Source organism: Ligilactobacillus ruminis DSM 20403 = NBRC 102161, assembly GCF_900113455.1.
Lineage (GTDB): Bacteria > Bacillota > Bacilli > Lactobacillales > Lactobacillaceae > Ligilactobacillus > Ligilactobacillus ruminis.
Window position 1 is genome coordinate 19,096 of record NZ_FOPI01000027.1, and the last position, 10,227, is coordinate 29,322.

Sequence of the window (10,227 nt, forward strand, 5' to 3'; positions counted from 1 at the left end):
GCAATCTTCACCTGATTTATTTTTTCTTTCTTTATAAAATACTACCCTATCCGACATATTGGCGCAACTATCACAAAGAATACTTGCACTTTCAGGATATCATCGCTATAATTGTCTAGTTGACTTTAAGGAGCAAGAAAAATGAAAAATTTCATCAGAAAACACCAAAGCTTTGTTTCTTATACTTTTTTCGGAACACTTGCAAGCGGAGTAAATCTGATTGTCTTCCATATTCTATATCAAAATATCGGCATAAACTATGTTGTTGCTAATGTCATTTCTTACATATGCGGGATGCTCGTTACGTTTTTTACCAATAAACGGCTCGTATTTCATTCCGAGTATGATTCAGTCAAAAAATTAATTCGCGAGTTTTTGTCATTTTGCAACGTCAGACTCTTCTCATTCTTTTTGGATAATTTTATCATGGTCGTCGGTATCAGCATCTTTCCTATCAATGCCGACTTGTTAAAAATCATTGATCAGTGCATCGTGGGTATATTAAATTATTTTTTTTCAAAATGGTTTATCTTCAACACGACGAATCGTTTTCAGGTAAACGTTTTGTCAAAGCGTCAACATGATAAAACACGGAAAGAACCCAATCTTGATCGAGACAAATGAATTGATGTCTCAAAAAACGGCCAATAATGACAAATCACTCTAACACCGAATTCAAAAAGAGGCTGATAAGAAACTCTGTCTCAATTTAAAAACCGGATTATATTTGCAATCATTGCAAATCTGATCCGGTTTTTTCGTATGCATGACAATTTCTCTGTTATGATGAAAATAACCAAAAATAGTTTGGCGGTAAATTTTCCTGAGAGCTTGGCGCGCTGATTTATCAGCTGCATTTGGCAAAAGCTCTGCCGTTTACGGACATATCGCTGAAAATGGGCCGTTTGTGCGTAAATTTGAGTGCAATCTTGGATAAATCAGTTGAGCAGCACTGCATTTAAAAAAGCCGTCAAAGTCAGTCGCAAATTGACCGCCTTCGTTCGGCTTTTCGTTTAATTCAAAAGGGAAAAGAGACTTTTTCCCAGCCTCTTTCTTTTTCATATTCCGATAGATGATTATTTACGTCTGATATCTTTTGCGTGGCCAATAATCTCAGAACGACTATCGCGACCCATCAAGTCAGCAATTTCTTCTTTGATATCGGCCCCCTTGAACAAAACGTTATAAATAGCCGTTGTAATCGGCATGTCAATGTGTTCTTGCTGCGAAAGCTGGTAAGCAGCTTCACAAGTATTGATTCCTTCAATAACCATGCCCATATCCCTTACGACTTCATCAAGCGACTTGCCTTGACCCAAAGCATTACCGCAACGCCAATTGCGCGAATGAACCGAAGTACACGTTACAATCAAGTCACCAACGCCTGAAAGCCCAATGAACGTCAACGGACTTGCTCCGAACGCCATGCCCAAACGAGCAATTTCTGCCAAACCGCGAGTCATTAAAGCAGCCTTGGCGTCATCACCATATCCTAAGCCGTGAAGAGCACCTGCGCCAATCGCAATGACGTTTTTAAATGCAGCACCTGTTTCAACGCCAATAACGTCATCATTAGTGTAAATTCGAAGATAATTGTTAGAGAACAAATCTTGCACGTACTCAGCTTCTTCAATATCGTTTGAAGCCGCTGTAATCAACGTAATGTCTTTTCTGGCAACTTCTTCAGCATGGCTTGGCCCCGACAAAACGACTATGCCCTTGGCATAACGCTCTGTCAATTCTTCCATGATAATTTCAGAAATCCGTTTGTGAGTCCCGATTTCAAGACCCTTGCTTGCGTGAATAATCAACGGACGAGCATTCGTCTTTGCCAAAATATCTTTAAGCTGGCCAGCAACCAAACGAATAACTTTTGTCGGTACAACGAACAAAATAGCATCTGCCCCATCAACGGCTTCTTCCAAGTCAGTTGTCGTATAGAGCTTTTCGGGGTACTTGAACCCTGGCATGTAATGTTCATTCGTGTGTTTCTCATTTAATTCATCAGCTTGCGCTTGAATGTTTGTGTAAAGTTTCACATCATGACCATTTTCCACCAAAACGGTTGCAAGAGTACTACCCCAGGAACCTGCGCCTAAAACAGCAATTTTTTCTGTCATTTCTTACATCCTTACTATCAATTATTTGTTTTCATACCACTTTCAAGTTACCACATCTTGAGCAAAAAGGCAAATGTTCATTATTGCACAATCTTAAAATAATTGACGTTTTTTTCGTTCTTTATTGCGTTTTTCGTCACCGTTTTAATAATAAAATATTTAGTTGTCGCTGTTATTTTCATGATTTAACATTATAATGTCGTAAATATAAATGACGATCACTTTGATGACAGCATAAACCGGAACCGCCAAAATCATCCCGAGCAATCCTGCCAAATTGCCGGCAACAAGCAAAATAATGATAATCGTCAAAGGATGAATATCCAACGACTTGCCGATTACGTTTGGATAAATCAAATTGCCGTCAATCTGTTGAACGACAACGCAGACGATGATCACCAAAATCGTCTGCCTGACTGAATTTGACATGGCAAGAATCAGCGCAGGAAGCAAACCGATGTAAGGTCCAATATAAGGAATCATATTGGTGATTCCGGCAAAAATACCGATCAAAAGAGCAAACGGAACGCCGACGATTCCATAGCCGATTGCGGTACATGTCCCAACAAACAAGCATTCAATCGCTTGTCCCGAGATATATTTTGAAATCGTTTTGCTCATCTTTTCCAAAAGTTCTCCGATTCGATTTGCATGCTTTTCCGAGAAAACACCCGTAACCGTCGGAACGAGCTTATGACCGTCCTTTAGCATGTAAAAAAGCATGAATGGAACCGTAACGATAGTGACCGTTACGCTCGTAACCATCCCGATAATCGATCCGATGCTCGACGTTATCGACATCATAAAATTCTTGGCAAATCCAGAAAGGGATTCTTCAATTTCCTTCGTATACGCATTGATGTCAACGTCTTTAGTCAAGTCAACGATCCACGGCGGCAGATTTTTTTGCTGAAAAATCTTTGTTAAAAAATGTTGGAAGCTCCTGATGTATTCAGGCATGTTTTGAATCAGCTGCTCAACCTGATTCAAAATATTCGGAATCAAAAATGATAGAGCAGACACGATAATCGCAATCAACAGCAAGAAAACAATTGCAACTGCAGCAGTTCTTGAAACATGATGATTTTTTACTTTAATTTTCATCAACAGATTGACAAGCGGATTAAGCAGATAAAACAAAAAACCCGCAATCAAAATCGGGGCAAACAACGTTGAAATGAACGTCCCAATCGGTTCAAACAAAAATTGAATCTTTGTACATACCCAAATCAGCAGCGCTAAAAGCAGCAATTCCAAAGTCCAAAACATCAATCTGTCCTTATTTTTGTTAGAAAACAAAGATACACCCCCTCATTCGTAATTCATGTATAAGTATACCGCGACAGATTGAGTTGTGCAAAAAAAAGACCGGGAACAAAATCCCGGTCTTTTCATTACAAACATAAAACGACAGCTATTGCCGCCGCGATAATTCTAAATAGCGATTGTACCAAATCTCGACATATTCTTTTGAGAAAGGTCCCTTGCGATTATTGATCCAATCAACCAGAATACGTACATTATGCTTTAAAATTTTGTCTGTCTGCGGAGAATAGGACCACTTTTTTCCGTGTTCCTCATACTCATCAACATCAAGTAGCCGTTTTTCGCCATTCGGAAAAACTTTGACATCCAAATCATAATCTATATACTTAAGAGCCTCTTTGTCCAAAACCACCGGAGAAGCCAGGTTGCAATAGTAAGAAACTCCATTATCGCGGATCATTGTGACGATATTAAACCAATAGTGCTTGTGAAAATACATGAGTGCCGGCTCGCGCGTTACCCAACGTCGGCCGTCCGACTCTGTGACCAAAGTATGATCGTTACACCCGATCAGTGCATTCTCACTGGTTTTGAGCACCATCGTATCGCGCCACGTTCGATGCAAGCTGCCATCGTGTTTATAACTTTTTATGGTAATAAATTCGCCTTCCCTGGGTCCGTTCGAATGACGCATATTATCCCTGCTTTCTGAGTTATAAGCACAGGTGCAATTACACCGATACCGTTTTAATTATACCAAATATTCATTAATATTCCTAAAGTTTTTTACTCAGGCCTCAAATCAAGCTTGACCACTGCTTCAGTTCGTGCCGTTTGAGGAAACATATCAATCGGCTGAATATAGCTGACGTCATACTTCGAAACGAGGCTGACCAGATTCCTTGCAAGCGTCGACGGATTGCAGGAAACGTAAACAAATTTCTTTGGTTTATTTCGCAAAATGACCTCGATCGTCTCGTCATCAAGCCCAGTTCTCGGCGGATCAACGACCAATGCATCAAATTTTTGCCCGGCTTTCTCCCACTTGGCAAAAATCTCTTTGGCATCTCCTTCTTCATAAACGACATTTTTAATTCCTGACATTGCAGCATTTTCTTTTGCATCAGCAATCGCCTCTGAAACAACATCCATCCCCAATACGAGTCCGGCTTCTTTTCCGCAGTAAAGTCCAATCGTCCCGACACCGCAATATGCATCGACCAATATTTCCCCTTGCTTGAGATTCAAGGCCTGCTTAACTTCATCATACATTTTTTTGGTCTGAATCGGATTCATCTGGAAAAAAGCCCTTGCTGAAAGTTTGAACGAAACGTCGCCGAGTTTTTCGATGATATAATCTCTTCCGAAGATACGAGTCGTTTCATCACCGTAGACAAGCGACGTTTTGCCAGGATTATAATTTTGCATCACTGAAACAAGCTGGGGAAATTCATTTCTGAGTTCCGCTGCGATTTCAGAAGCGTGCGCAATGAAATGCTCATTCGTGACGAAAACAAGCTGAGCCTCTTTTGTCGCAAACGCCTCCCTGACGACCATCGTCTTTACCGTCCCCTTGTTTGTTCGCTCGTCATAAGCACAAACATGCCATTTTTCCATTAAGGCAAGCGTTTTGCGAATTATTTCAAGCGTCAGTTTCCGCTGTGTTTCAAACGTCGGCAAATCGACAAGATGATGGCTTTCCGGCTTGTAAAGACCGGCAATCAGCTTGCCAGTCTTTGTCATCCTGACCTGAAAAGCCGCCTTGTTGCGATAATGATACGGATCATCCATCCCGATTGTCTTGCGCAACTCAATTTTTTCGTAACCGCGCGGTTTGAATTTTTCAAGAGCCTGCAAAATAACGTCTCTTTTAAAATCCAACTGTGCATCATAGTTCAAGTGCTCCAATTCGATTCCGCCAACATCGTAATGATCGGCCGGATCGACTCGTTGACTTGATTTTTCTACTATTTCAAGCAATTTTGCTTTTGCATAGTTTCTGTTTGATTCCGTAATTTTGGCTTTGACGAACTCCTTTGGCAACGCACCCGGAATAAAAATTATTTTTTTCTTATAATATCCAATTCCTTCACCGTTGATTCCCAAGCGCTTGATTTTGACGTGAATCGTTTGACCCTTTTTTAAATAGACTTTTCCTGTAAACTTCTTTTGCTGCATCATTTTTTCCTTTCATTTCTTGCTCTTAGATTATAACACAATGCGCTTGAATTTGACGCTAATATACTTTCGCATTACAATGATTGCAAGGAGCAACTTAATTGTTAATTAATTTGTAGAAAAAGACAGAATTGCATGGGATTATATAGCAAAAAGCAAACCGATAATCCTTTGAAAGGCGGTGAAAGCAATGATAAAGACTCAAAAGCAAGACCGCATCCCAATCGAACCATGAAAAAGTTGCTTGACGATTTGTGCGATTACAGACGCTACCGTTGGAATCAAGGGTTGGCTTTATGGAGCGATATGTATGATGTCTCTTTGATTTTGGAAGACAAAGAACTTTTGCCCAATGAACGCAAGGTTCGTAACGAACTGGTTGCTGATAAATCCGACTGGCAGTATCAGTTGTCAGCCAGATATCTTCAGCTTGCCGTTTCTGATTTAGGCAAGACTTGGAAAAATTCCTTTAACAAACATCAGTTCAAGTCTAAAAAAGCCCCCAGACAGGGCCAAAATCGGCAATGGAAAGTTGCGATTAGATAAACCGCACGGCGTTAAAAACTGGTACGATATTCGGCTCAAAGGCGAAAAAACTTTGAAGGGCGAATTAAAAGTCGTTTCGATCTACCGTGAAAACGGAAAATATTGGGCGAGTCTGCCTTTTGAAGTCGAAATCAAAACAAAAGCTGAAAACGGCAATTGACGTCAACGTTGGTCATTTCAGCTACACGGAAGGACAAGTCAAAACTTTACCGCATAATCTCAAAACCTTGTATGAGCGCATCAAGCATTATCAGCGCTTGTTAGCCAGAAAACGGAAAACAAACGGGAAGAAGGCAGCTCAATCAAACAATTACGTTGAACCGAAAACCAAGTTGCGGCGTGATTATCGAAAAGTTGCAACATTCAGCATGATATCGTTCAAAAGTTTACGACCAAGCTGGTCAACAATTATGACGAAATCGTTATTGAAGATTTGGACGTGAAGCGAATGCAGAACGTTGCGTCCAAAGGATTGCAGCGGTCGTTGTTTGGCTGTTTCAGACAGGTTTTAGCTTATAAATACCAATGGTACGGCAAAGAATTATTTTTAGCCGACAAATTCTATCCAGGCACGCAACGTTGTTCTCGATGCGGATTCGTCAAGACTGGTGATGACAAAATCGGTCTTGATGGCAACATGAAACATAAAACCAAGCATAACGAATATGTTTGTTATGAATGCGGTGTCGTCATGGACAGAGATGAAAATGCGGTCATGAATTTGTTGGCTTTGATATAAGAAAATCAAAATGGGCGGGATACGTCCTTAAGCTGCAAGAGCCGGTTACTTTCATTAACCTCACGTTAGGATATGGGAATACCAGCGTTGACGGCAGCAAATAAAATTTAGGAAAGGAAAAGCTATATTCTTTCTGAATAATGCGGGAAAACGTTTTACAATTCCATATTATTCTACATTTTATATAGCAGGTTTTTGAACAATGAACCAAAAAATAACCTCAATCACCGCTCAAAAACGCCCAGGTCGCTTCAACGTTTTTTTAGACGGAAACTATGCTTTTTCCGTTTCGGAAGATGTTTTGGTCAAATTTCAGCTGTCAAAAGGAAAAGAACTGGATTCGGCCGACTTGGAAGAAATTTTTAAAGCGGATGATCTGTCTAAGGCTTTGAACAAAGCACTAGATTATTTGAGCTACTCATTGAGGACTGAAAAAGAAACACGTCAGAAATTGGCAAAAGAAGGTTTGGAAGATAGCATTATCGAAACCGTTATCAAAAAACTGACAAAAATGAAATTGCTAAACGATTCGGAATACGCTAAAAGCTACGTCAGAACAATGGCAAAAACAACTGACAAGGGACCAAGATTCATTGCTAATTCTTTAAAAGAAAAAGGCATCAGCCTGTATGACACGGAAGATGCATTGCTTGAATATCCTGCCGAAATGCAGTTGAAAAACGCTTTGAAACTTGCAAAAAAAACAGTCGCCAAATCGAAAAAAAAGTCATTCAATGAGTGCAATCAAAAAATTACGCAAGCCTTGCTCAACAAGGGATATTCATCAGAACTGGCATCGCAAGTCAGACAATCCTTGAATCTGACAAAAGACGTCGATCAGGAACATGAAAATCTCAGATTGGAAACAGAAAACCTTTGGCACAAAAACAGCCGCATCGACTTGAAAAAAAGACGCAATAAAATCAAGGCTGCGCTTTTTCGCAAAGGATTTGACCTCTATGAATGCGACCGAATTCTGGATGAATTAGAAAATACTGAAACGGAAAACTGAGTTCGAAGCGGTTTAACTGAACATAATTAAAAAGAGGCTTGGAAAAACTATGCCTCAAACTGAAAACCCAGATGATTTGCAATTAATTTAAAATCTAATTCGTTTTTTTGCATATGCGTGACAATCTCTTGCCGTGATGAAAATAGCCAAAAAGAATCGCATTTAGTAAAACTAATCGGTAGATTTCCATAAAATGCTGACTAAATAGTTTTCAGAAATATATTTTAAAAAAGAAGCTCTTTTCGTATCGAAATAAAAACGCCGGACAAAAGCAGTCGAAACTTGACTTGACCGCATTGTCCCGCGTTTCATTTAATTAAATCTGGAAAAGGGCATTTTTCCTTAAATTTCCGCTTTCAAAGACAATATTATTTTTTGCATTTTAAAAAGCGATTGTAAGCATTTTTTCCAAAATTTTCAATCGGGTCATGCTTAGGCTTGACTTCACCAAAGCACATCTCTTCAAGGGTGGCATTGATGATTCCTCCGACCATAATCACCCAACATGTAAAGTTCAGCCAAAATAAAACAACAATTACGGTTCCGATTGTTCCGTAACTCAAAACGGTTCTGGCAAAATACTTGACGTATACCGAAAACCCCTGAGTCAAGACCATCCATCCGCACGTCGCAAAAAGAGCTCCCGGCCAGATAAAGCGCAAATGAAGCTTGGCATTCGGAATAAACGCATAAAGCAATACCATAATCAAAAAAATACCGACCATTATAGTCGGCCACTTGACCTGATTAAAAGTATCAATCATGTCCATCGGCAAATTAAACAACGGTGCCAGATATTCAAGAACCGCCTGCCCAAAACTATAAATGATGAACAGTAACACGAATGCCACGCCAAGAAACGCGGTAAATAAAAACGCAAACAGTCTCCTTGCAAGCATTCCTTGACTGTTTTCAACTCCATAAGCAACATTTAGCGATCTCTTCATTGCATTAAATCCACGGCTCGCTGCCCAAACTGAAATAAGACCAGAAATCGAGGCTGCGCCGCCAGATGATCCATTTTCCAAATATTGAATGATAAAAGGTTTGAGCGTTTGATATATCGAACGCGGAATTGCCATTTCGATGTATGCCAGAACGGTACTTGCTTTAAGATGCAAAAGCGGCAAGAGATTTCCGATAAAAATCATCAGAGGAATAATTGCCAACAACGCATAATAAGAAATTACGATTGCTTCGTTTGAAACGTTTGCCTGATTAAAACGTGATGCTGCAGATAAAAAGAAAGTGCGTACACCCTTATTAACGTCTTTCACGTGCACTCGCCTTCCTTTCATTCATCTTAGAACTTAGTTATCGGAATCACCTTGGCCCGAACTGTCAGCACTGCTTGAATCCTGATTATTGCTTGAATTAGCCGGAACCTTCAATTCCTGCCCAGGATTAATGGTTCCGCTCGTAAGATTGTTCAAATCCATCAATTCCTGCGTCGTAGTTCTGTACTTGCTTGCAATCGTCGATAAATAGTCCCCTGATTTGACCGTATATGTAGTATACTCACCCTTGTTTTTCTTAGTCGACGATGAAGACCTTGAAACAGACGATTCCGAACTTGATGATGCAACGCTACTTGAAGAAACAACTGAGGAAGTCTTTTTCAAACTTGAAGAAACCTTTTCGGAATCACCTTTTGGTTCCTTGTACTCGCCATACTTCTTTTTGGCGATTTCTCGCTGCTTATTATATTCACGCTTTTGAATTTCAGCATTATTGCCAAAAGAAGAAGCCAATCTTCCCTGGACAAAATCACTCTTAAATCCTAAAATGCAAATAACCGCAATCACAAGAACAATTACAGCGGCTCTGATAATTTTAAACGTATTTTTTCGTTTATGATGATTTTTTGCACGATTTGCCACACCAATACCTCCTTAAGACGTCAGTCGCTTATATATTCCTTTAAGTAACATGATACTATAAAATTGCTTTATCTGCATAGATTTATGCAAAAAATTTGCTTGAACCTAAAAAAGCCAGGACAAGCGTAAGCGGTCGTTAAATAAGCGTTCTTCATAAACCTCTGATGTCTTGGTATGCTTTAAACATCAAGTATATCGGAGGTTTAAATATGAAATTGGATGACGTCGTGGAAGTCAACCTTGTTGACCGAAGCCCTAAAGAAACATATCGACCGGTCAGGGAAATGGCTGCGAAAATTATTACGGAAGATGTTGAAATCCGAATCTACAACGGAGCTTCGAGAGAGATTCTCAAAAATTTGAACAACTATCTTTGGTATCGTGATCAAAATGTTTCCAAATATAAATAATATGAAAATCTATCTCATTTGCGGTAAGACCGATCTTCGCAAAGGGATAGACGGATTGGCTGCTCTTGTTACCGAG

10 protein-coding genes and 1 pseudogene are annotated in these 10,227 nt (G+C 39.8%); 5 read left to right on the top strand and 6 right to left on the bottom strand.

The features are described 5' to 3' along the window. Positions 1–141 precede the first annotated feature (141 nt). Positions 142–624, top strand: a complete 483-nt coding sequence (locus BMZ95_RS08175) for a GtrA family protein (protein ID WP_046922889.1) — start codon at positions 142–144, stop codon at positions 622–624. Positions 625–1,076: 452 nt separating this feature from the next. Here BMZ95_RS08175 and BMZ95_RS08185 read toward each other — a convergent pair whose 3' ends face one another. The 4 genes from BMZ95_RS08185 to rlmD all read right to left on the bottom strand — a co-directional run bounded on the left by BMZ95_RS08185 (position 1,077) and on the right by rlmD (position 5,567). After that, positions 1,077–2,120 (bottom strand): NAD(P)H-dependent glycerol-3-phosphate dehydrogenase, encoded by a 1,044-nt coding sequence (locus tag BMZ95_RS08185; protein WP_046922888.1) that lies wholly within the window; start codon positions 2,118–2,120, stop codon positions 1,077–1,079. A 159-nt stretch (positions 2,121–2,279) separates the two neighbouring features. Then, positions 2,280–3,419 carry an AI-2E family transporter gene (locus BMZ95_RS08190; RefSeq protein WP_046922887.1) on the bottom strand — a complete coding sequence of 380 codons (1,140 nt, stop codon included), beginning with the start codon at positions 3,417–3,419 and terminating at the stop codon, positions 2,280–2,282. A 115-nt stretch (positions 3,420–3,534) separates the two neighbouring features. Then, positions 3,535–4,080, bottom strand: a complete 546-nt coding sequence (gene ntdP, locus BMZ95_RS08195) for a nucleoside tri-diphosphate phosphatase (protein WP_003692663.1) — start codon at positions 4,078–4,080, stop codon at positions 3,535–3,537. Positions 4,081–4,172: 92 nt separating this feature from the next. Continuing rightward, positions 4,173–5,567 carry a 23S rRNA (uracil(1939)-C(5))-methyltransferase RlmD gene (gene rlmD, locus BMZ95_RS08200; RefSeq protein WP_080927213.1) on the bottom strand — a complete coding sequence of 465 codons (1,395 nt, stop codon included), beginning with the start codon at positions 5,565–5,567 and terminating at the stop codon, positions 4,173–4,175. 228 nt (positions 5,568–5,795) lie between these two features. Between rlmD and BMZ95_RS08205 the strand changes: the two are divergent. Beyond that, positions 5,796–6,849 (top strand): annotated as a pseudogene (locus BMZ95_RS08205) (RNA-guided endonuclease InsQ/TnpB family protein). A 202-nt stretch (positions 6,850–7,051) separates the two neighbouring features. Beyond that, positions 7,052–7,861, top strand: a complete 810-nt coding sequence (recX, locus tag BMZ95_RS08215) for a recombination regulator RecX (RefSeq protein ID WP_046922885.1) — start codon at positions 7,052–7,054, stop codon at positions 7,859–7,861. A gap of 368 nt (positions 7,862–8,229) precedes the next feature. Here the strand turns inward: recX and BMZ95_RS08220 are convergent, their stop codons facing one another. Together BMZ95_RS08220 and BMZ95_RS08225 are read right to left on the bottom strand one after the other, a co-directional pair. Then, a complete protein-coding gene (locus BMZ95_RS08220; protein ID WP_046922884.1) occupies positions 8,230–9,138 on the bottom strand; it encodes a YihY/virulence factor BrkB family protein in 909 nt (302 codons plus the stop codon). Positions 9,139–9,171: 33 nt separating this feature from the next. After that, a complete protein-coding gene (locus tag BMZ95_RS08225; protein WP_046922883.1) occupies positions 9,172–9,741 on the bottom strand; it encodes a LysM peptidoglycan-binding domain-containing protein in 570 nt (189 codons plus the stop codon). Between the two features lie 209 nt (positions 9,742–9,950). On the opposite strand from BMZ95_RS08225, the gene BMZ95_RS08230 reads away from it, so the two are divergent. Both BMZ95_RS08230 and tnpB read left to right on the top strand, forming a co-directional pair. Next, entirely contained in the window at positions 9,951–10,151 is a 201-nt protein-coding gene (locus BMZ95_RS08230; protein ID WP_004563576.1) for a hypothetical protein, read from the top strand. A 1-nt stretch (position 10,152) separates the two neighbouring features. Then, positions 10,153–10,227, top strand: a 75-nt coding sequence (tnpB, locus tag BMZ95_RS11700) for an IS66 family insertion sequence element accessory protein TnpB (RefSeq protein WP_225357372.1), incomplete at its 3' end; no start/stop codon positions are given.

Coding starts and splice junctions, on each gene's coding strand:
- rlmD (WP_080927213.1), bottom strand. CDS start 5,567: ATGATGCAGCAAAAGAAGTTTACAGGAAAAGTCTATTTAAAAAAGGGT.
- BMZ95_RS08230 (WP_004563576.1), top strand. CDS start 9,951: ATGAAATTGGATGACGTCGTGGAAGTCAACCTTGTTGACCGAAGCCCT.
- recX (WP_046922885.1), top strand. CDS start 7,052: ATGAACCAAAAAATAACCTCAATCACCGCTCAAAAACGCCCAGGTCGC.
- ntdP (WP_003692663.1), bottom strand. CDS start 4,080: ATGCGTCATTCGAACGGACCCAGGGAAGGCGAATTTATTACCATAAAA.
- BMZ95_RS08185 (WP_046922888.1), bottom strand. CDS start 2,120: ATGACAGAAAAAATTGCTGTTTTAGGCGCAGGTTCCTGGGGTAGTACT.
- BMZ95_RS08175 (WP_046922889.1), top strand. CDS start 142: ATGAAAAATTTCATCAGAAAACACCAAAGCTTTGTTTCTTATACTTTT.